Source organism: Bradyrhizobium sp., from assembly GCF_036735945.1.
Classification (GTDB): domain Bacteria; phylum Pseudomonadota; class Alphaproteobacteria; order Rhizobiales; family Xanthobacteraceae; genus Bradyrhizobium.
On sequence record NZ_DAINNI010000019.1, the window covers coordinates 51,692 to 77,185 of the forward strand.

General features: G+C 61.3%; 29 protein-coding genes and 1 tRNA gene. 19 read left to right on the forward strand and 11 right to left on the reverse strand.

Features of this window, described 5'->3' with window-relative positions; translation table 11 throughout:
- Positions 1-172: 172 nt before the first annotated feature.
- Complete coding sequence (locus tag V7E26_RS09635) at positions 173-793, forward strand: chemotaxis protein CheX (RefSeq protein ID WP_324415216.1); 621 nt, start codon at positions 173-175, stop codon at positions 791-793.
- Between the two features lie 374 nt (positions 794-1,167).
- Here the strand turns inward: V7E26_RS09635 and V7E26_RS09640 are convergent, their stop codons facing one another.
- Both V7E26_RS09640 and V7E26_RS09645 read right to left on the reverse strand, forming a co-directional pair.
- On the reverse strand, positions 1,168-1,410 hold the full coding sequence (locus V7E26_RS09640; RefSeq protein WP_324415217.1) for a transcriptional regulator: 243 nt from the start codon (positions 1,408-1,410) through the stop codon (positions 1,168-1,170).
- A 97-nt stretch (positions 1,411-1,507) separates the two neighbouring features.
- Positions 1,508-1,717 (reverse strand): cold-shock protein, encoded by a 210-nt coding sequence (locus tag V7E26_RS09645; protein WP_324415218.1) that lies wholly within the window; start codon positions 1,715-1,717, stop codon positions 1,508-1,510.
- Positions 1,718-2,154: 437 nt separating this feature from the next.
- Between V7E26_RS09645 and rpsU the strand changes: the two genes are divergently transcribed.
- Positions 2,155-2,433 (forward strand): 30S ribosomal protein S21, encoded by a 279-nt coding sequence (gene rpsU, locus V7E26_RS09650; RefSeq protein ID WP_324415245.1) that lies wholly within the window; start codon positions 2,155-2,157, stop codon positions 2,431-2,433.
- A gap of 391 nt (positions 2,434-2,824) precedes the next feature.
- Here the strand turns inward: rpsU and V7E26_RS09655 are convergent, their stop codons facing one another.
- Positions 2,825-3,631, reverse strand: a complete 807-nt coding sequence (locus V7E26_RS09655; protein WP_324415219.1) for a transglutaminase-like domain-containing protein — start codon at positions 3,629-3,631, stop codon at positions 2,825-2,827.
- Between the two features lie 193 nt (positions 3,632-3,824).
- Between V7E26_RS09655 and V7E26_RS09660 the strand changes: the two genes are divergently transcribed.
- The 3 genes from V7E26_RS09660 (at position 3,825) to V7E26_RS09670 (ending at position 4,953) form a co-directional block, all read left to right on the forward strand.
- Complete coding sequence (locus V7E26_RS09660; RefSeq protein WP_324415220.1) at positions 3,825-4,094, forward strand: hypothetical protein; 270 nt, start codon at positions 3,825-3,827, stop codon at positions 4,092-4,094.
- Positions 4,087-4,386, forward strand: coding sequence for a hypothetical protein (locus tag V7E26_RS09665; RefSeq protein WP_324415221.1), 300 nt, complete (start codon positions 4,087-4,089; stop codon positions 4,384-4,386). Before V7E26_RS09660 ends, V7E26_RS09665 begins: the two co-directional genes overlap by 8 nt.
- Positions 4,387-4,674: 288 nt before the next feature.
- Positions 4,675-4,953, forward strand: a complete 279-nt coding sequence (locus tag V7E26_RS09670) for a DUF1488 domain-containing protein (protein ID WP_324415222.1) — start codon at positions 4,675-4,677, stop codon at positions 4,951-4,953.
- Positions 4,954-5,054: 101 nt separating this feature from the next.
- Here V7E26_RS09670 and V7E26_RS09675 read toward each other — a convergent pair whose 3' ends face one another.
- Both V7E26_RS09675 and V7E26_RS09680 read right to left on the reverse strand, forming a co-directional pair.
- Positions 5,055-5,324, reverse strand: coding sequence for a conjugal transfer protein TraD (locus tag V7E26_RS09675; protein ID WP_324415223.1), 270 nt, complete (start codon positions 5,322-5,324; stop codon positions 5,055-5,057).
- Between the two features lies 1 nt (position 5,325).
- Complete coding sequence (locus tag V7E26_RS09680) at positions 5,326-5,652, reverse strand: conjugal transfer protein TraD (RefSeq protein WP_324415246.1); 327 nt, start codon at positions 5,650-5,652, stop codon at positions 5,326-5,328.
- Between the two features lie 171 nt (positions 5,653-5,823).
- Here V7E26_RS09680 and traA point away from each other — a divergent pair, with 171 nt between their 5' ends.
- Together traA and V7E26_RS09690 are read left to right on the forward strand one after the other, a co-directional pair.
- Positions 5,824-8,787 (forward strand): Ti-type conjugative transfer relaxase TraA, encoded by a 2,964-nt coding sequence (traA, locus tag V7E26_RS09685; protein WP_324415224.1) that lies wholly within the window; start codon positions 5,824-5,826, stop codon positions 8,785-8,787.
- Between the two features lie 126 nt (positions 8,788-8,913).
- On the forward strand, positions 8,914-9,126 hold the full coding sequence (locus tag V7E26_RS09690; protein WP_324415225.1) for a helix-turn-helix transcriptional regulator: 213 nt from the start codon (positions 8,914-8,916) through the stop codon (positions 9,124-9,126).
- A gap of 895 nt (positions 9,127-10,021) precedes the next feature.
- On the opposite strand, the gene V7E26_RS09695 is transcribed toward V7E26_RS09690, so the two are convergent.
- The 3 genes from V7E26_RS09695 to V7E26_RS09705 all read right to left on the reverse strand — a co-directional run bounded on the left by V7E26_RS09695 (position 10,022) and on the right by V7E26_RS09705 (position 12,433).
- Positions 10,022-10,240: a hypothetical protein gene (locus V7E26_RS09695; RefSeq protein ID WP_324415226.1), complete on the reverse strand. Its 219-nt coding sequence runs from the start codon at positions 10,238-10,240 to the stop codon at positions 10,022-10,024.
- A 242-nt stretch (positions 10,241-10,482) separates the two neighbouring features.
- Positions 10,483-10,719, reverse strand: a complete 237-nt coding sequence (locus V7E26_RS09700) for a DUF6894 family protein (protein ID WP_324415227.1) — start codon at positions 10,717-10,719, stop codon at positions 10,483-10,485.
- Positions 10,720-11,146: 427 nt separating this feature from the next.
- The gene (locus V7E26_RS09705) at positions 11,147-12,433 is read right to left on the reverse strand and encodes a GAF domain-containing sensor histidine kinase (RefSeq protein ID WP_324415228.1); all 1,287 of its coding nucleotides are present in this window, start codon (positions 12,431-12,433) and stop codon (positions 11,147-11,149) included.
- Between the two features lie 296 nt (positions 12,434-12,729).
- On the opposite strand from V7E26_RS09705, the gene V7E26_RS09710 reads away from it, so the two are divergent.
- Both V7E26_RS09710 and V7E26_RS09715 read left to right on the forward strand, forming a co-directional pair.
- Positions 12,730-12,918, forward strand: coding sequence for a hypothetical protein (locus V7E26_RS09710; protein ID WP_324415229.1), 189 nt, complete (start codon positions 12,730-12,732; stop codon positions 12,916-12,918).
- Positions 12,919-15,079: 2,161 nt separating this feature from the next.
- Complete coding sequence (locus V7E26_RS09715) at positions 15,080-16,327, forward strand: tyrosine-type recombinase/integrase (protein WP_324415230.1); 1,248 nt, start codon at positions 15,080-15,082, stop codon at positions 16,325-16,327.
- An 8-nt stretch (positions 16,328-16,335) separates the two neighbouring features.
- On the opposite strand, the gene V7E26_RS09720 is transcribed toward V7E26_RS09715, so the two are convergent.
- Positions 16,336-16,412, reverse strand: a tRNA-Pro gene (locus V7E26_RS09720).
- Positions 16,413-16,481: 69 nt separating this feature from the next.
- Here V7E26_RS09720 and V7E26_RS09725 point away from each other — a divergent pair.
- The 4 genes from V7E26_RS09725 to V7E26_RS09740 are packed head-to-tail and all read left to right on the forward strand — an operon-like array spanning position 16,482 to position 19,984.
- Positions 16,482-17,474: an L-threonylcarbamoyladenylate synthase gene (locus tag V7E26_RS09725; protein ID WP_324415231.1), complete on the forward strand. Its 993-nt coding sequence runs from the start codon at positions 16,482-16,484 to the stop codon at positions 17,472-17,474.
- Between the two features lie 26 nt (positions 17,475-17,500).
- Positions 17,501-18,928 carry an FAD-binding oxidoreductase gene (locus V7E26_RS09730; protein WP_324415232.1) on the forward strand — a complete coding sequence of 476 codons (1,428 nt, stop codon included), beginning with the start codon at positions 17,501-17,503 and terminating at the stop codon, positions 18,926-18,928.
- Positions 18,925-19,386 carry a GNAT family acetyltransferase gene (locus V7E26_RS09735; RefSeq protein WP_324415233.1) on the forward strand — a complete coding sequence of 154 codons (462 nt, stop codon included), beginning with the start codon at positions 18,925-18,927 and terminating at the stop codon, positions 19,384-19,386. Before V7E26_RS09730 ends, V7E26_RS09735 begins: the two co-directional genes overlap by 4 nt.
- A 16-nt stretch (positions 19,387-19,402) precedes the next feature.
- Positions 19,403-19,984, forward strand: a complete 582-nt coding sequence (locus tag V7E26_RS09740) for an NUDIX domain-containing protein (protein WP_324415234.1) — start codon at positions 19,403-19,405, stop codon at positions 19,982-19,984.
- 35 nt (positions 19,985-20,019) lie between these two features.
- Here the strand turns inward: V7E26_RS09740 and V7E26_RS09745 are convergent, their stop codons facing one another.
- Positions 20,020-20,781, reverse strand: coding sequence for an SOS response-associated peptidase (locus V7E26_RS09745; protein WP_324415235.1), 762 nt, complete (start codon positions 20,779-20,781; stop codon positions 20,020-20,022).
- Positions 20,782-20,844: 63 nt separating this feature from the next.
- On the opposite strand from V7E26_RS09745, the gene V7E26_RS09750 reads away from it, so the two are divergent.
- The 5 genes from V7E26_RS09750 to V7E26_RS09770 all read left to right on the forward strand — a co-directional run bounded on the left by V7E26_RS09750 (position 20,845) and on the right by V7E26_RS09770 (position 23,318).
- A complete protein-coding gene (locus V7E26_RS09750) occupies positions 20,845-21,354 on the forward strand; it encodes a hypothetical protein (protein ID WP_324415236.1) in 510 nt (169 codons plus the stop codon).
- An 88-nt stretch (positions 21,355-21,442) separates the two neighbouring features.
- Positions 21,443-21,862, forward strand: coding sequence for an NUDIX hydrolase (locus V7E26_RS09755; protein ID WP_324415237.1), 420 nt, complete (start codon positions 21,443-21,445; stop codon positions 21,860-21,862).
- A 62-nt stretch (positions 21,863-21,924) separates the two neighbouring features.
- Positions 21,925-22,302, forward strand: coding sequence for a TIGR02301 family protein (locus tag V7E26_RS09760; RefSeq protein WP_324415238.1), 378 nt, complete (start codon positions 21,925-21,927; stop codon positions 22,300-22,302).
- Positions 22,303-22,307: 5 nt separating this feature from the next.
- A complete protein-coding gene (locus tag V7E26_RS09765; protein ID WP_324415239.1) occupies positions 22,308-22,952 on the forward strand; it encodes an HAD family hydrolase in 645 nt (214 codons plus the stop codon).
- Between the two features lie 99 nt (positions 22,953-23,051).
- Entirely contained in the window at positions 23,052-23,318 is a 267-nt protein-coding gene (locus V7E26_RS09770; RefSeq protein WP_324415240.1) for a hypothetical protein, read from the forward strand.
- A 157-nt stretch (positions 23,319-23,475) separates the two neighbouring features.
- On the opposite strand, the gene V7E26_RS09775 is transcribed toward V7E26_RS09770, so the two are convergent.
- A complete protein-coding gene (locus tag V7E26_RS09775) occupies positions 23,476-24,810 on the reverse strand; it encodes a dihydroorotase (RefSeq protein WP_324415241.1) in 1,335 nt (444 codons plus the stop codon).
- Positions 24,811-24,940: 130 nt separating this feature from the next.
- Between V7E26_RS09775 and V7E26_RS09780 the strand changes: the two genes are divergently transcribed.
- The coding region (locus V7E26_RS09780; protein ID WP_442893376.1) for a YgfZ/GcvT domain-containing protein at positions 24,941-25,494 on the forward strand (554 nt) is incomplete at its 3' end.

Sequence of the window (25,494 nt, forward strand, 5' to 3'; positions counted from 1 at the left end):
GGAATATTTGACCACTAAATTACGCACTCTTCGGATGCCGATACAAGGCAAAACGACGGTAGCCCAGCATGCGCGACCCAAATTGGGAAAGCAGCGCCAAGGGCAAGCGTTTCATGTTTGGAAGTCTTCAGGCGATTGCTCTATCGTCCGAGCAGAAGTTGGACCCGATTAGATGCCGCCGCCCGATCCGTTTGTACCCCTTAGCAACCTTGAGCGGGATGCTCTCGGCGAACTGTCAAACATTGCGATGGCAAAGGCAGCCAACAGCTTGCGCCAGATGGTTCAAAACGAGGTTCTGCTGTCAGTTCCGTCAGTCGAAATCCTAACCAGCGTCGCCGCAACCTTACTGGTCGCCAAACCGGACAATCCCAGGCTGGTCGCCGTCCGGCAGGACTTCGCCGGGGCGTTCTCAGGCCGGGCAATGCTGATCTTTCCGGAGCGAAATAGCCTTGAACTGGTGCGCGCAGTCGTGGGCCGAGAGCTCCCACTCGATGACATCGTGGATCTCGAAGATGAAGCCCTGGCTGAGACCGGCAACATCATTCTGAATAGCTGGGTCGCGACCATCGCCAACTTGCTGAAGAGCGGGCTCAAGATGTCTTTGCCGATCGTGATCCGCGGCGATAGCAACCAGATGTTTGAGAGCGAATACTCCACCCTCGTATTGTTCCTGCATATCAAGTTCGAGATTCGTCAGAAGCAAATCGGCGGTTATGTCGCTCTGCTCATGGACATTCCTTCTCTGGGTGAGCTGAGATCACTCATTGCCGGCTTCGTGAAATCCATCACCTAGTTTGAAGAAGCGGCGCGAGGCGCGGCTTGCGCCAATGCTACAAGCTCGCCCTACCAATTCCATCCGTCGCGTTCTCACCGTTTCGCAGGACGTTTGCTATCAGTCGGCTTTCCCGCGTAACGGATTTGACCATCGCAGGTCAACCCTCCAGGTGCAGGTGAAGGCGCAGATGGAAACCCGCCGTTTCGAACAGGCCGCGGCCGGGTGGCGCATGCGGTATCGTTCACGCTAATGGCTTCGTTCGGGGCAATATGACCCCACTAACCATCCTCGCTCTTCTTCGCATTGTCTTGCAAGACCGGCCGCTGTTTCACGGTTCGCGATGGAAAACTGGTCGTCATCGAGACCATTGCAGCGACCGCTGCCGGAACCGGCTATCGCGCTGACTTGCTTCTGCGCCTTTTTGGCTCAGGCGCTGGCAGAGATTCCACGAGAACCGCGTCGGCGGCTTCCTTGGTCTCACGGAGATCTCGAAGTCGCGCCATGTTCTTCCGGATGTCGGTGGCCTGCCTCTCAACATCCAACAATGCCCGAGCGCCGTCTTCTGCAGCGAGTCTTTTGCGATTGATGCGCGCGATGCTTTCGGGCGACGGCTCCGCGAGTTTCCTAGCGCTCATTTCCCATCACACTTTGCCACAGACAAAACCCGCTCAATCCGGAGATCGAGCGGGCATAATGGCCGTTTCAGTACATCCGTGAAACGGCTCCGCAAGATCAGGCCAGCGAGAGATTCTCAGCGCTGACTTTGCCTCGCATCTTGTCGGTCTTGGCCTCGTAGCTAACCTTCTGGCCTTCGGCCAGGCCTGATAGACCAGCGCGTTCGACCGCGCTGACGTGAACGAACACATCGTTGCTGCCGTCGCTCGGTTGAATAAATCCAAAGCCCTTTTGGCCGTTGAACCACTTAACAATGCCTGTCGTCATTTTCATTCTCCAAAGCGCACGAGCGCGTTCCGCGTGAGGGTCACGCGGCTTCTATCAACTTCGTCGATGTCTTTGGAAAAGGAGCCCGCGGGCGCGTTCAACAAGGCACAGCGGCTAATCGAATAACGTCGATATAAGCCACTTTCTTGCTTTTGCAAGGATGCCGACCAAGTTTGTTTAGATGGGTACTTTCAGACGTTTGGGGCGCAGGTTCGTCGGGGCTGTCATCGTTCGACGAGCGCTTATCGATTGACACAGCTGTCCGGGAGTGGTCCTGTCACCGACACCGAACTGGATCGCCGTGACGAAAAACCCAGCGCGTTCGATGTCGGCGAAGACTGCCGCCGTGACTGCCATTCTCACATTCTGAACGAGCTTCCTGCGCAATTGGTTGCATGCAGGACCCGCCGCATTTGCGGCCCAGCGAGGAGATTCTTTTGCACGTACTTGTTCGCGACAACAATATCGACCAGGCGCTTCGTGTTCTGAAGAAGAAGATGCAGCGCGAGGGCGTCTTCCGGGAAATGAAACAGCGGCGGTCCTACGAGAAACCTTCGGAGAGGAGGACGCGCGAAAGAGCTGAGGCGATCCGCCGGGCTCGCAAGCTCGTGCGAAAGCAGGCCATCAGGGAAGGCTTGCTGCCGGCACCTGCGAAGAAGAAGCTTCCGGAGCGCAGGCCACCTTTGCCGCAGATTGCCAGCAAGGAGCGTGCTTAGACATCTCGCGGTCGGTGATCGTTCGACAAAGATGCCTACCGATGGCTAAGGGATATAGGCTTCGGTGTCGTCTTGGCAGCACGACTTCAATGGGCCGGCCTATAGTCTGGGGACTGAAATGGAAAACGGTGCCGCGCATTTGATCTCGGTTGGAATAACTGCTTTCGGCGCCTGGGTCGTTGTTGGAACAGTTGCGGCAGACCAGCCTGTCGCTTGGACGCTCGCTGGTCTCTGCGTAGTTGCGGTTGGATCTCTCAGCATTTTTGAGCAGTTAAAATCTAGTTGGCCCTGACTGAAGTTCTGATTTCATGCCGAACGCCAGGCAGCGCAAAGCATCAAGTGGCTCATCTGAGAAGCCGGCCTGGTCGGCAGTACCGCGGGGCAACGGTAATCATACCGCTTCTTCGGTCCACACCTTGAAGCTGACCAATGTATTGGGTCCGAACGTCTGGGTGATGGGAACGTCGGAGGCATCGCGTCCCTGTGCAATCAAGACGCGACCAATCCTTGGCACATTATTGCGTGGATCAAACATATGCCAGCGGCCGCCAAGGTAGGCTTCGAACCACCCGGCAAAATCTCCAACGGCCCAAGGCTTTGGCGTCCCGATATCGCTGAGATAGCCGGTGCAATAACGTGACGGAATGTTCATACAGCGGCAGAACGTGATGGCGAGATGCGCGTAATCCCGACAGACGCCCTTGCCTTCCTGATAGGCCTCCGACGCCGTCTTGCTGGCACACGCGTGTTCATATCCGAAGGCGATGTGATGATGGACGAAATCGCAGATCGCCTGGACCCGCGCCCACCCCGGCGGCGTTTTCTCGAACAACTGCCAGGCGATATCCGAAAGCCGATCGGTCTCGCAATAGCGGCTGCCAAGCAGATAGACTAGGGTATCCGCGGGCAGATCCTCGACCGCATGCTGAACCGCTGAGGCGAACACCGGATCGGGCAGGCCGCTGTCGCGCACGACGCCATCGCCAGCAATACGCACGCGGCCGGCCGGCGCAACCATGCGGCTGCACCAATTGCCGAACAAGTCGCGATAGGGCGTGATTTCCACCGTCGGGTCGGTGGTGAGGAAGTCGGGCACGATGACATCGGAGGCGCGGGTGAAGTGTGTGCCCAGCACCATGATCATCGGTGTCGGCTGGGGGAAGTCGTAGACCATTTCGAACCCGACGCGAAGCTTCACTCTAAACGCCTTTCCGCCCGATGAGTGCTCGAATTGGCTATGAAACCAGAGAATACAAGACGCTGGCTACCTTATTGCATCAAATGTGGCCGGCAGCCGAGAAAACGATAGCTAATTGCCGCAAAAGCGCGCACGCTACGATGATGTTCGAACAACATCATACAGTCATGCGCAGATTCGTCGGGTTGCCAGCATGACCGTACGCTCACGACGGGAAACCGTTCATTTCAAGCATCCGTTCCATATTAAGGGCATCGACCGGCAGCTCGCACCAGGAGCTTACGAAATCATCACTGACGAGGAGATGATTGAGGGCCTTTCATTCCCGGCCTTTCGGCGTATCGGCACTATGATCATGGTGCCCGGTGCGCCGCCACAACGCGCTGCGATGGAAATGATTTCAATCAGCCCGGTCGACCTGTCTGATGCGCAGCGCATCGACGCGAGCCGGCAGCATGACTGAGACCCCGATCGAACTCGACAAGCATCGCGGCATGGCGGCACAGAAAGCGACCGATATCCGTCGTGTGCTGGCCGACGTCGAGGTCAACGCGAAGCTGCTGCGCGAAAAGCAGGGCGTCGTCGAATTCCAGATTCTCACCGCGCCGGCCGCCTCGTGGCCGGAGGCGGTGGCCAAAGCGCAATATGTACTCAATCTCTACGTGGCCAGCCTTGCACCGACCGACACGCATCACCGCGATCTCGTCGCGGCCGTGCTTGCGGATCTTGTCCGACTTTCCGAGGACACACCCTGACAAATCAGCGTTACGCTCTTGCGTGATCACATCACCTGGCACGTTCCGGCAATAATGGAATAGCCTAACCGAAAGCACTCTATGCAAAATCTCACGCCCCGCCACGTCATGACTGAAGAATCCCTTCGTCTCGGCGTAGAATCAGGCTGGTACTCGATCAAGGTTAGCGGAACCTTCGTATCCGGCCCGCATTCTTCCGAAGCCGACTGTCTGCGCAGGATCGCTGAACTCAATCCGTCGGCAGCGCAAAAGAAAGCCTAAGTCCGATCCGTTTAGGAAGAAAATTCGATGACGCTCGCGCGTGGTATCATCAGAGGTTACGAAGACGACCGGATGGTGCTCCTGTTCTCCATGATGGACGGGAGCCAGGAAGTACGCTGCGCCGTCAGCGCGTCGGCCATGGATGAGTTGGAGCACGTGCGGCGGACGCCCGCCAACCAGCGCGAGGAGCAGTTTGAGCGGTTGCGCGACCGAATAGAAGCGTGCGCGTCGCGCAAGTTCCTGGCGCGGGAATTTGAAGGCACTCCTCCCGGCGTCATCGTGCGCGGCATCGATCTGAAAGCCTGAAAGTAGCTTCAAACCACCGCCCGAGGTCGCCACTAAATCGATCTGCGATGACCGGGCGGCGTCGCCTTGGCGCATTAGGATTTGGCGCCTCCCGCCATCGGTCATGCCCGATCCTGTGGCGTTTCCTGCGCGATGGTGGACGCATCTGTCGCCCGTTCCACAGCGAATGCCTCCTTTCCCTTTGCGGCCCAGAGCACTCGCGCCTGTTCGCCTTGAGCGCTTTTGAGCTTGTCGGCCATCCAAAGCAGCGCGCCGAGGATGATGGCGCGATCATCGCCGGTCAGGTCCATCACGCCAGCTTTGACGATGAGGCCGCCCAGTTCAATCAGCTGCCGCGTGCGCTTGCGGCGCTCGACTTGCCATGCGCGCATATCATGCCGCGCCCTTGCTGCCTGTTGACGGTTGCGCGCCGCCCGGTTGCGCTCGAGCGCCGTCCGTGTTGCGGTCAGTTGTCGGTGCATCTCGCCGCGCCCGGCTCTGAAAGAACGCGGCCCCGCGCCTGGCCCATGCCTCCCTCTTTCCAGCATCTTTAGTCTCAGTCAGCACGATCAGCGCACCTGCCAGTTCATCGACGCTAAGGCTATCTGCACCGATGGCGATAACCAATTCGCCGAGCTGCTGCACTTTGCGGCTCTTAAGGTCGCGCGCCTTGTCCTGGAGCGCTTTCAATTCCCCATCGAAATCCCTTGGCTTGCGCATCACGTTCTCCAGCAATTTTGATGAGGTGATGATAGTCGAGCCCTGGGCATAATGCTGCAAGTTCGCCGGGACGGTTTGAGACGGTGTAATCCCGCCCGAGAATTTTTCGAGGGAGGGCGCGCTTATACGTCGTTCCGACGTGCACTTCGCCGTGCCACTGATCTGATCGCGATGGCGATCTATCATCTTCACGTCAAGGTCATTGGGCGCAAGTCCGGCTCCAGCGCGGTGGCGTCAGCCGCCTACCGATCGGGCTCGCGGCTGCGCGACGAGCGGCTCGACCGTGCCCAAGACTTTTCGGCCAAGCGCGGCGTTGTTCATTCCGAGGTGCTGCTGCCGGACAATGCCCCGGAAGCGTGGCGCGACCGCGAACGGCTGTGGAACGATGTCGAGGCGTTCGAAGTCCGCAAGGACGCGCAGCTTGCCCGCGAGGTCGAATTCGCGCTTCCCCGCGAGATGACCCAGGCTCAGGGGATCGAGCTGGCCCGCGACTTCGCGGAGGGCGAATTCGTGGCTCGGGGCATGATCGCCGACCTCAATGTGCACTGGGACATGGCCGAGGACGGCATGCCCAAACCCCATGCCCATGTCATGTTGACCATGCGCGCAGTGGACGAGAACGTTTTTGGCCCGAAGGTGCGGGACTGGAATCGCACGGAGATGGTCGCGCGCTGGCGTGAACGCTGGGCAGAGCTTGCCAACGAGCGGCTGGCCGAACTCGACATCGACGCGCGTATCGACCATCGCAGCCTGGAGGCGCAGGGCATCGCACTGGAGCCACAAAGCCAGATCGGCGCACCCGCCAAACGTATTGAGAATCGGATCATGGAGGGCGAAAGGATCGAGGCCGACCGCGCCGAGATGCACCGCGAGATTGCCCGCGGCAATGGCGCGCGGATCATCGCCGATCCGTCCCTCGGACTGGACGCGATCACGCATCAGCAATCGACCTTTACGCAGCGCGACATGGCGAAGTTTGCGCATCGCCACAGCGACGGCCTCGACCAGTTCAACGAGGTCATGGGCGCGATGCGTGGTACCCCCGATCTGGTCGAACTCGGCAAGGACGCTCGCGGCGAAGATCGGTTCACCACCCCCGCGATGATCGAGGCCGAACGGCGCCTGCACCGTGCCGCTGAACTGATGGCTGAACGGGAGCGCCATGAGGTGCGTGAAGGGGATCGGGAAGCGGCGCTGGCGCGTGCGGAAGCGCGCGGCCTTGTCCTTTCCGGCGAGCAGGTCGATGCGCTGGCGCATGTCATGAACGAGCGCGATCTCGGGATCGTGGTCGGTCATGCCGGAACGGGAAAGAGCGCGATGCTGGGGGTGGCGCGGGAGGCGTGGGAAGCGGCAGGCTATGAGGTCCGGGGCGCGTCGCTGTCCGGCATCGCGGCGGAAAACCTCGAACGCGGATCGGGCATTGCGTCCCGCACCATTGCCAGCCAGGAGCATGGCTGGCGACAGGGCCGCGATCTTCTCACTGCGCGCGACGTGCTGGTAATCGACGAGGCGGGCATGGTGGGCACGCGCCAGTTGGAGCGCGTCCTGTCGCACGCGGCAGAGGCCGGCGCGAAAGTGGTGCTGGTTGGAGATCCCGCGCAGTTGCAAGCCATCGAAGCCGGCGCGGCGTTCCGGTCGATCCATGGGCGCTATGGCGGCGCAGAAATCGGCGAGGTGCGCCGCCAGCGTGAAGACTGGCAAAGCGACGCCACGCGCGATCTGGCGACGGGCAGAACCGGCCATGCGCTGGAAGCCTATCGCTCCCACCGCATGGTGCATGAGGCGCAAACACGCGAGCAAGCGCGGGGCGATCTGATCGAGCGCTGGGACCGCGACCGGCAGGCAGCGCCGGGGCGCAGCCGGATCATCCTCACCCACACCAACGACGAGGTCCGCGCGCTGAACGAGGCGGCGCGCGGGCGGATGCGGGCAGCAGGTGATCTGGGCGATGAGGTGCACCTCACAGTCGAGCGCGGCGAGCGCCGCTTCGCCAGCGGAGACCGCGTCATGTTCCTGCAAAACGAGCGCGGGCTCGGCGTAAAGAACGGCACGCTCGGGATTGTCGAGCAGGTCATCGCGCAATCCATGGCCGTGCAGACCGACGATGGCCGATCCGTTCGCTTTGACCTCAGGGATTATAACCGGATCGACCATGGCTATGCCGCGACCATCCACAAGGTTCAGGGCATGACGGTGGACCGCTCCCATGTGCTGGCGACGCCAGGCATGGACGCCCATGGCAGCTATGTCGCCTTGTCGCGGCACCGCGACGGCGTGGACCTGCATTATGGCCACGACGATTTTGCCAGTCAGGACCGGCTTGTCCGCACCCTGTCGCGCGACCGGGCCAAGGACATGACCTCGGACTACGAACGCGCCGATCCGGCCCAAAACTTTGCCGAGCGGCGTGGGATCACGTTCCGCGAGCGTGTGGCCGAGATTGTGCGCAAGGTCGTGCCCGAGAGGATGCGCAACATGTTCGATGGCCTACGCCCGTCTGCCGATGCTGTGCATGGCACGGGCAGCGCGCGGAGGCCGCAACGGGAAGCGCCGAAAAGGAAGGTGCTGGAAGATCCGGAAGTGGCGCTGCGTGAGGCCCGCACAAAGGCTCTCACCCGTCATGCCCGAGCCGTGAATGCGATCTTCGATATGCAGGACCAGGCTGGCAAGGCCAGGCCGGAGCAGCTGAGGGAATTGCAGGAGGCCCGCAAGGTCTTCGAGAAGGTGCGGCCCTACGGCTCGCACGATGCCGAAGCCGCCTACAAGAAGAACCCGGAACTGGCCCTTGAAGCCGCTTCGGGCAACTCCGCCCGCGCCGTCCGCGCTCTCCAGCTCGAAACCGAACTGCGCACCGGTCCGAGCCGCCGCGCCGACCGTTTCGTGGAACGCTGGCAGAAGCTCGACCACACCAGCCAGCGGCAGTATCAGGCGGGCGACATATCCGGCTACAAGTCGACACGCTCGGCGATGGGCGACATGGCGAGAAGCCTTGAACGCGATCCGCAACTGGAATCCATCCTCGCCAACCGAAAGCTTGAACTCGGCATCGCTTTCGAATCAGGCCGCCGGCTCGGCCAGGAATTGGCGTTCACTCACGGCATTGACATTGGCAGAGGCCGGGGCATCGGAATTTGATCCTCCATTTGCCGCCGTCTCTACGCCACGCTGCGATGAGTCGAACAACCCTCTTGCCCGCTGCAACTGCTTGTCCTGTCTGGTCTCGGAAGCTGTCAGAGACAGCCAGCAGGAGGCAGCGCGGTTATGCGCGAACCAGACCGTATCATCCGCTTGAGAACCGTGCTTTCGCGGACCGGGCTGTCCCGGTCCACCATCTACCGCAAGATCGCCGAGGGCACGTTCCCGCCCCAGATCAAGATCAGCATTAACGGGAGCGGCTGGCATGAGTCCGACATAAACCTCTGGATCGCCGATCCCGTCGGATGGCGTCCGAAACGAGAGTTCGGCGCAGTCTGATGAGGCCATGATGGATTGCTGCCGACGACAGGCCAGCGTCAGGCCGTCAAGGTTAGACAAGCGAATTGAGAGCGGTTGCGCTTATAGATGGCGCGCCATTTAAAGCAAAACTGCGGACTCATACGCCGAGCGCAGTTGCTGCTGCCAACATGACCTTGGTCAATCTCAGCAAACTGCGTTCCAGCCAGCAAATAAGACAGTAGAAGAATGCTTGAGAGGCTTCACCGCGGGGCCTATCGCCGCGACGAGATGCATCACCGCATCAGAGGCTTAGTCGATTTTTCGGTATCCCATGGGCGTTTTGCCGGATGCGTCAAGATCCCATAAGCGCAGCCGGTCCTGCTTTCTCATCCAACATAGCATTAGCGCGTGTGACCTCGATCTGCTCGCAAATTGGCATATCGGCTTACAGCATTCGCTTGTTCGGCCGATCGCAGATTAGCATGGGATGACAGGAAGAGGACCGCGCCGACTACTAAGATCTCTTTCATAAATGCCGATGGCACGCTCACGTCGTTGTCCTATTTGTCTTCGGACCCAGCGCGGAGCTGACGCCAACGATCGCCTTCACGCGACGCAGTCAACGAAGTGATAGTCCCAGAAGGCTGCCGTGCAGCTTACGCAACGGTGCCAGGCGAGACAACGAAATTCGACGTCCTCGTGCGGGCAAACGGACCAGCAATTTGCTACCACATCTGTTCCATCACCGGTGGAGGCTGCACAAGGGGCATCGTGCCGCGATCACCTTGGCTTTCTACATCTTCGGCTTCTTGGCTTCGCGATAGCCGTTGCTGTCCCTTAGCCATGACGTCCATCTCCCAAGATGCGTTTCCTCGGCAGGCATCCTCGCGGCACAGAAATTTAGCAGCTGCCGCGCCTTGACGGCCGACTCCGATCAGGATGCGGCGCGCACCGTTGTCAATGCAATGTTCACCCGGGAGTCATTCGACTTGGCTTCACGCGCCAATCGGGCCGCCTTCAGGCGCTCGTGATTATCGTGCAGGAATTGCTGATCTTTCGCGTAATCGGTCATTGGCTTTTCTGCTCTCACTGCCTTGAACGCGTTGTTGGCTTCCCGCAGATGCCGGGCAGCCTTCGCTTCGCTTTTCGTCATGTTGTCTCCAGAAATTGGATCAGTGCCGGTCGGGGCTGGGACAGTGGTCATAGCACCCCAACATATTCGCCGGGAGCGGACCAGCGTGAACGCTCCGCTTCGCGCCAGATCTTTAGCGAGGTACCAGCGCGTTATGCAACGGCGAGCGGACGCTGCCTATAATTACAAACGCTTTCGCAGGACACGGGTTCCCGAGAGCGGGACACCCAGTCGAGATGAATGTGTCTGTTCTCACGGCAGCCTCAATGTTTAGTGCCCTCACTTCGATAGACGATCGATACGCAGAAAAGCCGTTCAGTCATCGAGCGCACTTCCACTGCCAAATCTGGACGACAGCCTTTGAATACGGATTCTCTGGCGATTCCGGTCAGCGTTTGCATCGCTTCAACTTCGGCAGCCTTTTGATCGGGCAGCCGCAGGCCCTCCTCATCGGCGAAGAACTCCCGGCCACTCTGGATGTCAAAGAAATAGCGTTCCATAGGAAGCACTCCGGTTCCGTGGCAGGCGGGAGCGCTCTCGGTCTCTCAGTCACCGACGCCTACGGGGACAAGCCTCGGCCGGTGATCGGACGACAATGCGCCAGCTCTAATTTTGTTGCCAGGGATTCTCGGGCCATTCGGATCTAAGCAGCGGCAACTGGATAGGCTGCGTCCATAAGGGCCGCAGAATCGAATTCGAGCCATCCAGCATGGACCCATCACCTGACTTGGGCAACGGATTGTTCCAACGTTTAGGCTATCAGACCCGTGGCTGCAGTTCCGGCGAATGCGCCCATTCATCCAGGTGGCAGGCGACATCGGTCTGACGGGTCTTATCAGCGCATCCCTTTCTGGTCCCGGCGGGAGCTTGGCGGCCTGGTCAAGAACCTCCTGGGACCACGCTGTTAGTCGCTCCTGCGTAGTCATTCTATTTACTCTGCCTACTCGCGGGAGCTGCCTGCGTCGTTGCCGGCATACTGAACTCAAAAATTGTCTCTTTGCCGCTCGAGACAGCCTTAAGCGTCCCGTCATGGGCTCGCGCAATTTCGGATGCGATGTAGAGACCGAGACCTAAACCTTGCTGGCTGGGACGGTCGCCGCGAGTGTAAGGCAGAAACAGGCTTTGCATCGCCTTATCCGAGATCGGTGTACCGTAGTTAGTCACTCTGAGGGTAAATCTTCCATCCCCCGTCTTCGCCGAAACAATGATTGGCTTGTCGATGTCGCCATAGGTGATCGCATTCCCGAGTAAATTGGAGAACAATTGGCTGATCTTGATGCGATCGCAACGAACCGGCTCGTTCAGGGCAATATCGGTCTCGATGTTAAGGCTTGGCCACGCCAGACGCATTTCGTTGATGACGTGTTCGATCACTGGGGTCAGTGGCTGGTTGGCGTCGGGCCTGATCGTCAATCCGCCGCCGAGGCGACCGCGGGCAAAGTCCATGATGTTGTCCACCAGACCCGCCATTCGCATCACGGATTTCTGGATTGATGCGACGATGTCTGGCGCTCGCTCGCTATTCGCATTGTTAAGGAGAACACGCATGCCGCCGGCTATTGACGCCAGCGGATTGCGGAGGTCGTGTCCCAAGACGCCGATAAACTGCTCGCGCAGCTCCGAGGTCTTTCGTTCATCAAGCAGATCGGCTCGGGTGCTTTTCAGATCCGCTTCAGCAGACTGCCGCCCTACCTCACTGGCCAGCAGGCTCTCCGACCTCGCGGCAAGGTCGGCTTGAGAGCGCTTGAAGCGCTCGTTGAGATCGAGCTGCGCAGCGATCAACTCCCCAAAGAGTCGAACGCTATCGACGATCTCAGGTCGATCTATTTCTCGCGGTCGCGGATCGATCGCGCAGAGCGTGCCCCAGATCTCTCCGTTCGCCCGCTTGATCGGAGCCGAGATGTAGCTTCTGAAACCGTAGATGTGCGGCGTGGGGTGATTGCAAAATCCGGCATCCGTCTCGACGTCATCGATGACAACCAGTTCGCCATGTTCGCGAATCTCATTGCAGATCGTCGTTTCGACGCGAAGCTCGCTCCCTTCCACAAGGCCGAAATCGATGCTGTCACGAACGGCACAGCACAACCATCGATCGCTCGTCACTCTGGCGACCGCTACAAAGCCCATGCCCGTGATTCGGGTTACGGCATCCAAAATTTTCGGGACAGCGTTGAGCTGTTGAACCGCGGTGACGTCGGCGCTGAGGTCGGTCATCATTGAATATATTCAGAGAGCATTGCGGTTCCAAGGCCAACGCCTAACGAGGTGAAATGTTCTGGGAACGATACTAACCCACGGCAGTTATTCGTGAACCTCAAGAGTAAAGTACCCCATTTGGTGGCTTACAAATTACTTGTTTTGATAGTCGAGGACGAGTTTCTCATTCGTCTGAACGCGGCTGAAATGGTGCGCGAGCTTGGTTTTGAGGTCCTGGAGGCCGTCGATGCTGATCATGCCATCGTGCTTTTGGAGACCACCGCGACATCGCGATCGTATTTACTGATATCCAGATGCCGGGCTCGGTGGACGGCCTGGGACTTCTCGCCATTATTCGCAACCGCTGGCCTCCGATCGCGCTGGTGGTCACTTCGGGCCAGATAGAACCTGCCGTCGAGGATCTTCCCGCCGGAGCCCGCTTCCTGGCCAAGCCCTATCTGCAACGGCAACTCGGCCAGCATCTCCATGCTCTGACCAGGTAGTGGGCCCCCGTCGTGTTACGCGCACCAGCAATTGAATTAGCTGAACCAGTATAGGCGTTTGGCCCGCGAACTACTGGAGATTGGGTTCTTTCGATTGAAGGTGCTGTCAAGGTGCGTGGAGCGGCCGGCGGGTGAACCCACCCGATTTAAAGACGCAATTCGCTGCCAATCTGCTGCGGCAGCAATAGGCCAAGATTCATCTGGCTTGTCGTCAGGAAAACTGCCATATGATGCGCATCACCGCGCGCTTCGTGGCTGTTATCGGTGACTGAGAGCTTATGCTCCCGCCTCAATCTAGTGAAGGCGGTAGAATGTCAAAATCCGACAACTTCAATATCCGTGAGTGGCTTGTGCCGCCGCTATTGGTGCCGGTCTTCCTCGCGCTGCTGATCGCGCTCGTAGCTATTCTGTAGCTGCAAGCGGCCAGCCGCCATGCGTTCAAAATGCGAATCGAATGCCTGGAACTGGTTGGGCCAAGGGAGCCGATAATGGCAAACACTGCAATCATCAGAGGTGCCTACAGAGTTCCGGCAATTTTCGTCGGCTTGAAGACAGGCCGGGACGATGCGCCTTTTGTTTTCGTGAGCGTCGGAGGTGAGGAGCGCCGTATGCGTTGCTCAGAGTGGGATACTCTTCCAATCTGGACCGGCGAGCGTCCTTCTTGGGTTACCAGAGGTGGATCGTGACGGGATCTTCGATATGAGCAGAATTCGATCCGCTAAGCCGACGGTGGCATTCCTGCTCGCTTCGACATTAAGCACATCTGCGTTCACCGCTTCCGCGACGGAACCGAATTGCAGTGCGATCGAGAGCACCAGTGCCCGCCTCTCCTGTTACGATGCGGCTTTTCCGCCAAAAGCCAGGAAGCCTGTCGAAACCGATAGTGCCTCGTCGTCAGGTTACAAGGACCCGTTCGTTGCGGAAGAGGCCCGAACCGCCGCAAAGCTGAAAAACATCTGCCGCGGTTGCTGAACTCCGCCGATCGAGCGGGCTTGTCCGATCATGTGCGCTCCTATTTGAGGATTCAGTTTGATGACCAACGAGGATATAGGAGGTCATCGGACGGGCCGCCCTCAAACAGCGCGTGCTGGCGCCCGGCCGCATCGCCGACCTTCTGAAGTCACTGATCGAGCGTCAGGCGGCAAAGAGCGAGTCCGCCGAGTGCCGGATGCTGGCTCTGCAGAAGGGTTGAGCGATTGCGAAGATCGCATGAAGCGGGCTTTACCGCTCGATTGAAGACGGCATCGTCGAGCTCGACGATATCCTGCGAGAGCGCACCGCTGCTCTGAGCTCAACGGGACCGGGCCAAAGTCGCTCTGGATCCTTCCTGCGCCCAACGCGGTAGGGCAGCCGCCGTCAATGCGGAGAAGATTGACGCATTCGCTCGGTTGATGAAGCTGGATGCGACTTCCAACACCCCCAAAGGCTATATCATTCGATCATCGATGCGGTCGAAGTCGACGATCAAAGGATCCGGATCATCGGCAGCAAGGATTCCTCCAGGCGGCCATGCTGGCAAACAGACCGAGAACGGAAATGTTCGTGGCTTTGTACGCGAACGGCGGCCCCGAAGAGAGTCAAACTCCTGACCCCAGATTCGTCTTGTGGTGAAGCGGGTCGAATGAGCATGCTCTTTGCAGATGGCTCGATTTGGTTGTCCGCGCGACATCAAGGATTCCCGGACAGCTCCCCGGTATCAGGCACCTTCCAAGCTATCAAGATGGCGAGCCCGATATCCAATGCTGAAAGTGCCTACGAACACACAAGTATTTCTGCTACGCTAAGCTTTGCTGACCCAGGTTTCTCTGCGAGTGCGCGCGCGAGAATACGCTTGCGTGCGATGCGGGACACTCAACATGCAATGAGAGCGTCGTTTTCTTTGGTCGCGAGGAGAGGCAACATCGCTGAAATGCGCGACTGCCAGCGCAACGCCGAAGAAACCCAGCGAGCCTGCCACCATGGGTGCACCAACAAACCGTCGAAGCGAAATTGCTCCCAACGATCCAATTCGGCTGTCCACCGCAGCTTCGCTGGCATTTCCCGATGGCTCGATGACGAGTTCTGGGCTTCGCAAGGAAGCTTTGCGTGGTCGCCTTATTATCGAGCGCATCGCCGGTAAGGATTTTACGACGCTGGCCCATATCGAGCGTATGAGGGAGCTATGCCGCGTATCAGCAAAGGCCCTAGACTCTACAAACGCAAGGCTAAGAGAAGAAACGGACGCCTCATCGCCAACGCCGTCTGGACCATCCGCGATGGAGATCGCGAGGTTGCCACAGGAGTCTTTGCGAGCGAAGCTGAACGAAAGCCGCCGAAAGCCGCTGAAGATGCCCTCGTAAGGTATATCACTTCGAAGTACCGTCCCCCGCGGCGCGTTCGTGATATCGAAGACATTGACGTCGCCGATGTGCTTGCAATCTATCACGCCCATCGGGAGGCGATTTACATCGAGCGAGGCTCGCCGCAGTCTGAAGTGACCGAGTTCGCCGACCGGATCGGTCGTCTCAACGACTTCTTTGGCGGGAAGATGTTAGCCGAGGTGAATGCGCAGACTTGCGGGCAGTATGTCAAAGTCCGCGGTCGACCCGGAGGGGCCCGTCGCGACCTGGAAGATCTACGTGCAGCAATCAATCACCATGCAAGGGAAGGTCTGCATCGCGGTTTGGTTCGCGTCGCGCTTCCCGCACGAGGTGCAGGTCGTGATCGATGGCTGACTCGCAACGAAGCAGCAGCATTGTTATGGGCATGTTGGCGCTACCGCGAAATCCAGACACGGCATCGCGGACCTCACAAGAATCAAAAGATTGAAACCAGCAAGCGCCCGCTTCGCCATATCGCGCGCTTTATTCTGATCGGCCTATATACCGGCACCCGGGCCGGCGCCATCGCATCCGCGTCGCCCTACCGAGAAAAGGGCCGATCATATGTCGATCTTGAAAACGGCATCTTTTATCGGCTGGCCCAGGGACGGCGTCCAACCAAGAAGCGGCAGCCGCCGGCACCAATCCCTAACCGGTTGCTTGCCCACATGCGCCGCTGGGTCAGGACGGGCGCCATCGAATCGCACTTTGTCGAGTTCAACGGCGCGGCGGTCAAATCCGTCAAGTCGGGCTTCCGAAGCGCCGTTGGACTCGCCAGGCTATCCACGGACGCCGGAAAGGTCACTCCGCATACGTTGAGGCACACGGCCGCGACCTGGCTGATGCAGCGCGGCGCAGATCCATGGAAGTCAGCTGGGTTTCTTGGGATGTCTGTCGAGGTATTGCTCAATACCTACGGCCACCAACACCCGGAATTCTTGCGCGAGGCGGCAGTTGCCATCACGACGAAACCAAACAAGAACATCGTATCTGGGGTTGATCGCGGGGTTGACTTGGCCGCGTATCGTGAAAGAAGACGAAAAGCTTAAGAAAATCATGGTCGGAGTGGCAGGATTCGAACCTGCGACCCCTGCGTCCCGAACGCAGTGCTCTACCGGGCTGAGCCACACTCCGACTTGGAAGGCGGCTTATAGCCTTGGGTTTCGGCGACCGCAAGCAGCCCATTTAAGGAAATTAATCACAGTGAATATCGGCCTGAACACCCAGATCCTGCCTGCCGGAGAGGCCGCCGTGGCGGCGGCCGCGCGCACGCTCTCCGGGGGCGGGCTGGTCGCGTTCCCGACCGAGACCGTCTACGGGCTCGGCGCCGACGCCACCAATCCGGCCGCGATCGCCCGCCTCTACCAGGCCAAGGGCCGGCCGGCCTTCAACCCGCTGATCGCCCATGTCGGCGATCTCGCCGCCGCGCGGCGGATCGCCCGGTTCGATGCGGCCGCAGCCGCGCTGGCCGAGGCGTTGTGGCCGGGACCGCTGACGCTGGTGCTGCCGAAGACGCAAGGCTGCGCCGTGGCCGATCTGGCGACCGCCGGCCTCGATACCGTCGCGGTCCGCATCCCCGCGCACGGAATCGCGCGCGACATCCTGCGCGTGTTCGGCGGGGCGGTGGTGGCGCCGTCGGCTAACATCTCGGGCCACGTCTCACCGACCACCGCGGCCCATGTGGCGAGCGACCTCTCCGGCCGCATCGACCTGATCGTCGACGGCGGCGCGGTCGAGGTCGGCGTCGAATCGACCATCGTCGGCTGCTTCGACGCGCCGATGCTGTTGCGCCCCGGCGGCCTGCCGCGCGCCGAAATCGAACGCGTGCTGGGCCGCGCGCTGAATCAGGCGCCGGCGGACACTGAGGGCGACAACGGCAAACCGCTGGCGCCGGGCATGCTGGCCTCGCACTACGCGCCGCGCGCGCGCGTGCGGCTCGACGCCGTTGCGCTGGAGCCCGGCGAAGCATTGCTCGCGTTCGGGCTCGGAGCAATTTCGGGAATTGACGCCGCCCCTGCCGTGATGAATCTGTCGGAGCGCGGCGATCTCGATGAGGCCGCCGCCAATCTGTTCGGCTTCCTGCGCGCGCTCGATGCCAAAGGCGTGCACACCATCGCGGTGATGCCGATACCGGACGATGGATTGGGCGAAGCCATCAACGACCGGCTGCGCCGCGCCGCAGTCGGACGCCAATGAACGGGCGGGAATGAAAGAGCAAGAAGATGAATATCGTCCAGAACGCCATCCCGCCGCTTTCCACTGAACTGATCGCGAAGTTTCGCGCCGTCGTCGGCGACAAATATGCGGTGACCGATGCGGCCGATATCGCACCCTATGTCACCGAGGAGCGCGACCTGTTCCACGGCCGCTCGCCGCTGGTGCTGCGGCCCGGCTCGACGGCGGAAGTGTCCGCGATCTGCAAGATCGCCAGCGAGCACGGAATCGCGCTGGTGCCGCAGGGCGGCAATACCGGCCTCGTCGGCGGCCAGACCCCGCATAATGGCGAGGTGGTCGTGTCGCTGCGGCGGCTCGACAAGATCCGCGACATCGATCCCGCCTCCAACACCATGACCTGCGAGGCCGGCGTAATCCTGCAGATCGCGCAGCAGCGCGCGTCCGAGGTCGATCGCCTGTTCCCGCTGTCGCTCGGCGCGGAAGGAAGCTGCACCATCGGCGGCAATCTCTCCACCAATGCCGGCGGCACCGCCGCACTGGCCTTTGGCGTCGCGCGCGAGATGGCGCTCGGGCTCGAAGTCGTGCTCGCCGACGGGCGCATCCTGAACGCCCTGTCGAAGCTGAAGAAGGACAATACCGGCTACGATCTGCGCAACCTCTTCATCGGCGCCGAGGGCACGCTCGGCATCATCACCGCGGCGACGCTGAAACTGTTCCCGAAGCCGCGTGCGGTGGAAACCGCCTATGTCGGGCTTGCGTCGCCGGCGCAGGCGCTGAAGCTGCTCTCGATCGCGCGGAACGAGGCCGCCGGCAGCCTGACCAGCTTCGAACTGCTCGCCCACATCGCCGTCGATTTCAGCCTGCGGCATGGCATCGACGTTCGCGATCCGCTCGCGACCAGGCACCCCTGGTACGTGCTGATGGAATTGTCGTCCTCGCGCGACGATGCGCGCGACGCGCTGGAATCGATCCTCGCGAGCGGCATGGAGCAAGGCATCGTCGACGACGCCGTGATCGCCGCCAGCCTCTCGCAGCGCGCCGGTTTCTGGAAGTTGCGCGACGAAATGTCGGCGGCGCAGAAGCCGGAAGGCGGCTCGATCAAGCACGACATCTCGGTGCCGGTGGCCGCCGTGCCGGCCTTCATCGAGGAAGCCAACGCGGCCGTGGTGAAACTGATTCCGGGCTCGCGGCCGGTGCCGTTCGGCCATCTCGGCGACGGCAACATCCACTACAATGTCAGCCAGCCGATCGGCGGCGACACCGCCGACTTCATGTCGCGCTGGCACGAGGTCAACGCTGTCGTGTTCGAGATCGTGCTGCGGATGGGCGGATCGATTTCGGCCGAGCATGGCATCGGCGTGCTCAAGCGCGACGAACTGCCTGATGTCAAGGACAAGGTCGCGATCGAACTGATGCGCGGCATCAAGGCGATGCTGGATCCCCAGGGCATCATGAATCCGGGCAAGGTGCTGTGACTGTTTCGATTGCAAAGCCCGTTCCCGCACTCGCCGTCTCAGACATAGCAGATGCCGACATCGCGGCCGTGATCGCCCTGTGGCAGGCCTGCGGCCTGACGCGGCCGTGGAACGATCCCTCAGCCGACATCGCGCTCGCCCGGCGCGAACCGCATTCGACCGTGCTGATCGGCCGCGACGATGATGCGATCGTCGCGACCGCCATGGTCGGCCATGACGGTCACCGCGGCTGGGTCTATTACGTCGCCGCCGATCCGGCGCTGCGCGGCAAGGGTTTTGGCCGCGCCATCATGAACGCGGCCGAGGACTGGCTGCGCGCTACAGGCATTGCCAAGCTGCAATTGCTGGTTCGGCGCGAAAACGCCGGCGTCGCCGCGTTCTATCAGTCGATCGGCTACGAAGAGGCCCAGACCATCATGTTCGCCAAATGGATCGATGGCCGCGAGCCGCCGCGCTGACTTCACAGGGCTTGCCATGACCATCTCCGATCGCGTCCGCGTCAGGAACGTCGAGATCCTTTCTGACCGGCATTATCGGCTGAACGAGGTCGAGTTCGACTATCGCCGCGGCAATGGCGAATGGCAGACACAGAAGCGCGAAGTGTTCGACCGCGGTCATGCCGCGACGCTGCTGCCTTACAACCTTGCAAACCGCACCGTCGTGCTGGCGCGGCAGTTCCGCCTGCCGGCCTATCTGGCCGGCCATGACGACCTCATGATCGAGGCCGCCGCCGGCATGCTCGACGACGAGACGCCCGAGAAGCGAATTCTCGCCGAGGCCGAAGAGGAAATCGGCTATCGCCTGCATGACGTGCGAAAAGTGTTCGAGGCCTTCATGAGCCCGGGCTCGGTCACGGAAAGGCTGTACTTCTTCGTCGCCGAATACGAAGTCGCGATGCGCATCGGCAACGGCGGCGGACTGGCCGAGGAAGGCGAGGACATCGAGGTGCTGGAGTTGTCGATCGATACAGCGCTGGCGATGATCGCGGACGGCCGCATTGTCGACGCCAAGACCATCATGCTGCTGCAATACGCCGCGCTGAATATTTTCAAGTGAGGTTCAAAACAACGAGCCTTCAAAACAACGAGCCTTCAAAACAACGAGCCCTGCCCGTCATCCTCCGGCGCCGATGCCTTGCGCGGCGCGGCCTTCTTCGCAGGCTTCGACTCCTCCGCCGCCCGCTCCTCCTCCGTGATCGGCAGCAGCAATTGCGCGTCGTCATTGACCACTTTGTTGACGCGCGTGGAAATCTCGTGCCAGGCGAACTCGCCTTCGGACGGCCCGCGCAGCAGTTCCATCACGTCGTCGACGTCGTACGCGCGGCTGTCGAGCCAGCGCTCGAATTCTTCCGGTGCAATCGTAACGGGCACCCGATGATGCAACACGGCAAGGTCGCGACTGGCTGCTGCTGTGACGATCGCGACGCTGTCGGTCTCCTCGCCGTTCGGTCCCATCCAGGTCTCCGCGAGCGCGGCGAAACCAACAGGCTGGCCATCGCGGCGATGGATGAAGAACGGCCGCTTGCGTCCGTTCGCATCCTGCCATTCGTAATAACCATCGGCGGGAATCAGGCAGCGTCGTCGCTTGATCGCGTTCTTGAACGCGGGCTTCTCGCGCACCGTCTCGGCGCGCGCGTTGATCAACAGAGTAAAACTACGGGGATCTTTCACCCACGACGGAACAAGACCCCAACGCATCAACTGGAAGTGACGGCCACCGTTCTCCAGCATGATCACAGGCACCGGCTGCGTCGGTGCAACATTGTACCGCGGCGGAAAATTTGGCTGCTCGATGTAGCCAAAAATCTGCCGAAGCGCCGCTGGCGGAGAGGTAATTACGAAGCGTCCGCACATTATCTCACCAACATAAGCTTCCGTTTAATGCGTGTTAACCCAAGCTGCTAACAGTGGGCCCAAATGAACTCAACGGCCGCCAACGATGCGCGATCAGATCGCCAGATGCCGCCACCGACGGGCTTTATCGACGAAGCCCGCGCGGCGCAATTGCGCGCGGCCAACATCAACCCGCGCACCGGGCTCGCCACCGACTACCTGAATCATTTCAACGAAGCCATCATGCTGCTCGAAATGGTTCCGGACATGCCGGAATGCGCGGAAGATTTTCTGACCTGGACTCCGCTATCCTACGCCGAGCACTTCTGGGCCTCCAACTTCAAGGCGCGCGATCTCGCGATCGAGGCCTATGAATGCGCCGACCCCAAGATCCGCGCCGATTTCGATCATCTCACCACGACGATGACTTCGATCCTCACCGCCGTCGGCAAGGCGATGCGCGAAGCCCAGCAGGACCGGACGCGCGCCACGCTTGCCGAGCAGGCCACCGCCTGGGTCAAGCCGCTGGTGGCGCTGGCCGGCGGCGTCATCAACGGTTCCGACGTTGATGTTGCAGCGGCTATGTCGAACTAGCCATAACGATCGCGCCAGTCGCATTAGACCTGAACGAACCGATCGGGCATGATCGACCGACAAGTGGTTCCATGCACCGGATGCTCCGTTGACCTCCCCCGTCCAGCCGACCCGCCCCCAGCTCGCCGTCAGCGGCGCGATCTTCCGCGACGGCAAGGTCCTGCTGGTCCGCCGTGCCCGCTCGCCGGGCAAGGGCTTCTACTCCTTCCCCGGCGGCCGGGTCGAATTCGGCGAATCGCTGCACACCGCGCTTCACCGCGAGGTGGACGAGGAGACGTCCCTGAGGATCGATATTTTGGGCCTCGCCGGCTGGCGCGAGGTGCTGCCAGGCGCCTCCGGCGGCGGGCACTACCTGATCATGTCGTTCGCGGCGCGCTGGACGGCCCGGGAGCCGGTCCTGAACGACGAGCACGACGATTTCAAATGGCTGGCGCCGGACAGCCTCGGCGACCTCAAGGTTACCGGCGGCCTCGCCGAGGTCATCGCGGCCGCCCGGAAGCTGGTCTAGCTGTTCCTCCGGGGTCCTCCCGCCTTGCTTCGGACGCCCCGAGGGGGCATATCGGCCCCCAAATGCTCAAGCACGCCCTCGCCGCCCTCATCCTCGTCTCGGCCTGCCATCTGGCCCCCGCGCGGGCCCAGGATGCCGCCGCGCCGTTTGACGGCGACCTGCAGCGGCTGGCCGAGATTCTCGGCACCCTGCACTACCTCCGGGGCATCTGCGGCGCCAATGAAGGGGCGAAATGGCGCAACGAAATGCAGGCGCTGATCGACGCCGAAACCCCCTCCGGGGAGCGCCGCGCCCGCATGATCGCCGGCTTCAACCGTGGCTATAACGGCTTCCAGCAGACCTACCGGACCTGCACGCCCGCAGCCTCGGTCGCGATTCGCAGATATATCGAAGAAGGCTCGAAGATTTCGCGCGATCTCACCGCGCGCTACGCGAACTGAAGAAAATGGACGCGATCTTTTTTGACCTCGACGGCACGCTGACCGATCCGAAGCCGGGCATCACCCGCTCGATCCAGTATGCCCTGCAACGGCTCGATCACCACACCATCCCGACCGAGGACGAGCTGACCTGGTGCATCGGCCCGCCGCTGCGCGCGAGCTTTGTGACGCTGCTCGGCGCCGATCACGCCGCTGACCGCGCAGTGGCGCTCTACCGCGAGCGGTTTTCCGATGTCGGCCTCTACGAGAACGGCGTCTACGACGGCATCGGAGAGGTGCTGACGACGCTCTGCGCGTCCGGTCACCGGCTGTTCGTCGCCACCAGCAAGCCGCATGTGTTCGCCGAGCGCATCATCGACCATTTCGGCCTGCGCGGTCATTTCGTGCGCGTGTTCGGCTCCGAGCTCGACGGCACCCGCGTGGACAAGTCGCATCTGCTCGAATACGCGCTGAAGGAAGCTTCCGTCGATCCGGCCAAAACCCTGATGATCGGCGACCGCAGCCACGACATGGTCGGTGCGAAAAACAACGGCATGAAAGGCATCGGCGTGTTGTACGGCTACGGCAGCCGGGACGAGCTTTTGCGCGCCGGCGCGCACCATGTCTGCGCGACGCCGGGGGATATCCTGGGCTGCATCGGCGGCTGTTAACCTTTCCTAAAGATGTGGCTAGGCGCGCCCGTCCCGCATGCTAGAGGTATCGCGTGAGATGCGTTCCGCCCTGGTTCGCGCGCAGATTCCGTTGAGTTCATGAGCCGTCCAGCCGCCTTCTCGATCGACCACGACCCGCTTCCCGATCTCGAACAGAAACAGACTGCGCTGAGTTATCTGAGCGAAGCCTGGGCCGAGGCGCGGCACGACGGCGTCGACGGCGACTGCCTCGCGCAGGCGAGCCTGTTCACTGCGCTCGCCGAACTGGTCTCGACCTATGGCGAGGACGCGGTGGCGAAATTCGCCGAAGGACTCCCCACCCGCATCCGCAACGGCGAGTTTTCGCTGAAGCTGGCGAAGCAGTAACTTGCTCCGCTGTCGTCGCCCGCCTTGTGCGCAATTGCGCACTGGGGCGGGCGATCCAGTACGCCGCGGCTTCTCGATCGAACACAACCGTCGCTGGAATACTGGATCGCCCGGTCGAGCCCGGCGACGACACTCGTTGTTTGGAACAGAGATACCCTTACGCCTTCAGCGTCTCCAGGAACCGCACCGGCTCGCCGGTTGACGGCGTCGCGACCTCTCCCTGCCACATCACGCGCTTGCCGCGCACGAAGGTGCCGACCGGCCAGCCGGTGACGCGGACGCCGTCATAGGGGGTCCACCCCGCCCGCGAGGCCACCCATTTGTTGGTGATGGTCTCGCTGCGCTTGAGGTCGACGACCGTGAAATCGGCGTCATAGCCCGCGGCGATGCGGCCCTTGCAGGCGATGTTGAACAGGCGCGCGGGGCCGGCGCTGGTCAGATCGACGAAGCGAGCCAGCGACAGCCGCCCGGCGTTGACGTGATCGAGCATCAACGGCACCAGCGTCTGCACCCCCGTCATCCCCGAGGGCGAGGCCGGATAGGTCTTCGCCTTTTCCTCCAGCGTATGCGGCGCATGGTCGGAGCCAAGCACGTCGATGATGCCCTGCTCGATGCCGTACCAGATGCCCGCCCGGTGATCGGCCGAGCGCACCGGCGGGTTCATCTGGGCCAGCGTGCCGAGCCGCTCGTAGCATTCGGGCGCGGCCATGGTGAGATGGTGCGGCGTCGCCTCGCAGGATGCGACATCCTTGTGGTCGCGCAGATACAGGATCTCCTCCTTGGTCGAGATATGCAGCACGTGGATGCGCTTTCCCGTCTCCCGCGCAAGGTTGACCAGCCGCTCCGTCGCCATCAGCGCCGCCGTCTCGTCGCGCCAGACCGGATGCGAGCGCGGATCGCCCTCGATTCGGATCGGCTTGCGCTCGTTGAGGCGGTATTCGTCCTCGGCGTGAAAGGCGGCGCGGCGACGGATCACCTGGAAGATGCGGCGCAGGCTCTCGTCGTCCTCGACCAGCAGCGCGCCGGTGGACGAGCCGATGAACACCTTTACGCCGGCGCAGCCGGGGGCCCGTTCGAGTTCAGGCAGATCCTGAACATTCTCGCGCGTGCCACCGATAAAGAACGCAAAATCGCAATGCATGCGGTGGTGGCCCGCCCTGATCTTGGCGGTGAACGTCTCCTCGGTGACCGTGAGCGGATTGGTGTTCGGCATCTCGAACACCGCGGTGACGCCACCCATTACGGCGCTGCGCGAGCCGGTCTCGAGGTCTTCCTTGTGCGTCAGGCCGGGCTCGCGAAAATGCACCTGGGTGTCCATCACGCCCGGCAGGATGTGGAGGCCCTTGCAGTCGATCGTCTCGGCGGCGGAGGCCTGTCCGAGCCCGCCGATCGCGGCGATCCGGCCATTTGAAATGCCGATGTCGCGGACGCCCTCGCCGTCCTGATTGACCACGGTGCCGGATTTTAGAATGGTATCAAATCGTTGATTCATCGGTCCTCAACGCCTGCTTTGGGCTTACGCACAGGGCTTGTTGGGGGCACCTTACCGCCTTAGCTTTGCAGGGGCACCTGCGTTTCCCCAGGAACTTGAGAAATTACGTCAAAAGAGGCCGATTTAGCCTATGAAAGCAGCGTTTCTTCCCGATCGGGGCGTAGTGAAGGTCGCGGGCGAGGATGCCCGCAGCTTCCTCAACGGCCTCGTCACCACAGACGTGACGCTGCTCGCGCCCGGGCTTGGCCGGTTCGGCGCGCTGTTGACGCCGCAGGGCAAGATCATTGCCGACTTCCTGATCACCGAAGCCCCTGAAGGCCATGGCGGCGGGTTCCTGCTCGACGTGCCCCGCGCGCTGGCGCAGAACCTCGCCGACAAGCTCGGCTTCTACAAGCTGCGCGCCAAGGTCACGGTGGAGAATATCTCCGACAGCATGGGCGTGCTGGCGGCGTGGGATGGCGAGCCGGCGACCACGCCCGATCTCGCGTTTGCCGATCCGCGGCACGACGCCCTGGGCTGGCGCATATTTGTGCCCGAAGAGCTCAAGCAGAAGGTGGCCGACCTGATCGGCGCCGACCTCGTCGACAGCGATGCCTATGAAGTCCATCGCGTTGCGCTCGGGGTGCCACGCGGCGGGCTCGATTTCATGTACAGCGATGCCTTCCCGCACGAGACCAACATGGA

Coding starts and splice junctions, on each gene's coding strand:
- V7E26_RS09750 (WP_324415236.1), top strand. CDS start 20,845: ATGAACTCAACGGCCGCCAACGATGCGCGATCAGATCGCCAGATGCCG.
- V7E26_RS09730 (WP_324415232.1), top strand. CDS start 17,501: ATGAATATCGTCCAGAACGCCATCCCGCCGCTTTCCACTGAACTGATC.
- V7E26_RS09715 (WP_324415230.1), top strand. CDS start 15,080: ATGCCGCGTATCAGCAAAGGCCCTAGACTCTACAAACGCAAGGCTAAG.
- V7E26_RS09645 (WP_324415218.1), bottom strand. CDS start 1,717: ATGACGACAGGCATTGTTAAGTGGTTCAACGGCCAAAAGGGCTTTGGA.
- V7E26_RS09670 (WP_324415222.1), top strand. CDS start 4,675: ATGACGCTCGCGCGTGGTATCATCAGAGGTTACGAAGACGACCGGATG.
- V7E26_RS09665 (WP_324415221.1), top strand. CDS start 4,087: ATGACTGAGACCCCGATCGAACTCGACAAGCATCGCGGCATGGCGGCA.
- V7E26_RS09640 (WP_324415217.1), bottom strand. CDS start 1,410: ATGAGCGCTAGGAAACTCGCGGAGCCGTCGCCCGAAAGCATCGCGCGC.
- V7E26_RS09695 (WP_324415226.1), bottom strand. CDS start 10,240: ATGACGAAAAGCGAAGCGAAGGCTGCCCGGCATCTGCGGGAAGCCAAC.
- V7E26_RS09775 (WP_324415241.1), bottom strand. CDS start 24,810: ATGAATCAACGATTTGATACCATTCTAAAATCCGGCACCGTGGTCAAT.
- V7E26_RS09760 (WP_324415238.1), top strand. CDS start 21,925: ATGCTCAAGCACGCCCTCGCCGCCCTCATCCTCGTCTCGGCCTGCCAT.
- V7E26_RS09705 (WP_324415228.1), bottom strand. CDS start 12,433: ATGACCGACCTCAGCGCCGACGTCACCGCGGTTCAACAGCTCAACGCT.
- V7E26_RS09765 (WP_324415239.1), top strand. CDS start 22,308: ATGGACGCGATCTTTTTTGACCTCGACGGCACGCTGACCGATCCGAAG.
- V7E26_RS09710 (WP_324415229.1), top strand. CDS start 12,730: ATGCCGGGCTCGGTGGACGGCCTGGGACTTCTCGCCATTATTCGCAAC.
- V7E26_RS09660 (WP_324415220.1), top strand. CDS start 3,825: ATGACCGTACGCTCACGACGGGAAACCGTTCATTTCAAGCATCCGTTC.
- V7E26_RS09690 (WP_324415225.1), top strand. CDS start 8,914: ATGCGCGAACCAGACCGTATCATCCGCTTGAGAACCGTGCTTTCGCGG.
- V7E26_RS09740 (WP_324415234.1), top strand. CDS start 19,403: ATGACCATCTCCGATCGCGTCCGCGTCAGGAACGTCGAGATCCTTTCT.
- V7E26_RS09770 (WP_324415240.1), top strand. CDS start 23,052: ATGAGCCGTCCAGCCGCCTTCTCGATCGACCACGACCCGCTTCCCGAT.
- V7E26_RS09700 (WP_324415227.1), bottom strand. CDS start 10,719: ATGGAACGCTATTTCTTTGACATCCAGAGTGGCCGGGAGTTCTTCGCC.
- traA (WP_324415224.1), top strand. CDS start 5,824: ATGGCGATCTATCATCTTCACGTCAAGGTCATTGGGCGCAAGTCCGGC.
- V7E26_RS09635 (WP_324415216.1), top strand. CDS start 173: ATGCCGCCGCCCGATCCGTTTGTACCCCTTAGCAACCTTGAGCGGGAT.
- V7E26_RS09680 (WP_324415246.1), bottom strand. CDS start 5,652: ATGCGCAAGCCAAGGGATTTCGATGGGGAATTGAAAGCGCTCCAGGAC.
- V7E26_RS09675 (WP_324415223.1), bottom strand. CDS start 5,324: ATGCGCGCATGGCAAGTCGAGCGCCGCAAGCGCACGCGGCAGCTGATT.
- V7E26_RS09745 (WP_324415235.1), bottom strand. CDS start 20,781: ATGTGCGGACGCTTCGTAATTACCTCTCCGCCAGCGGCGCTTCGGCAG.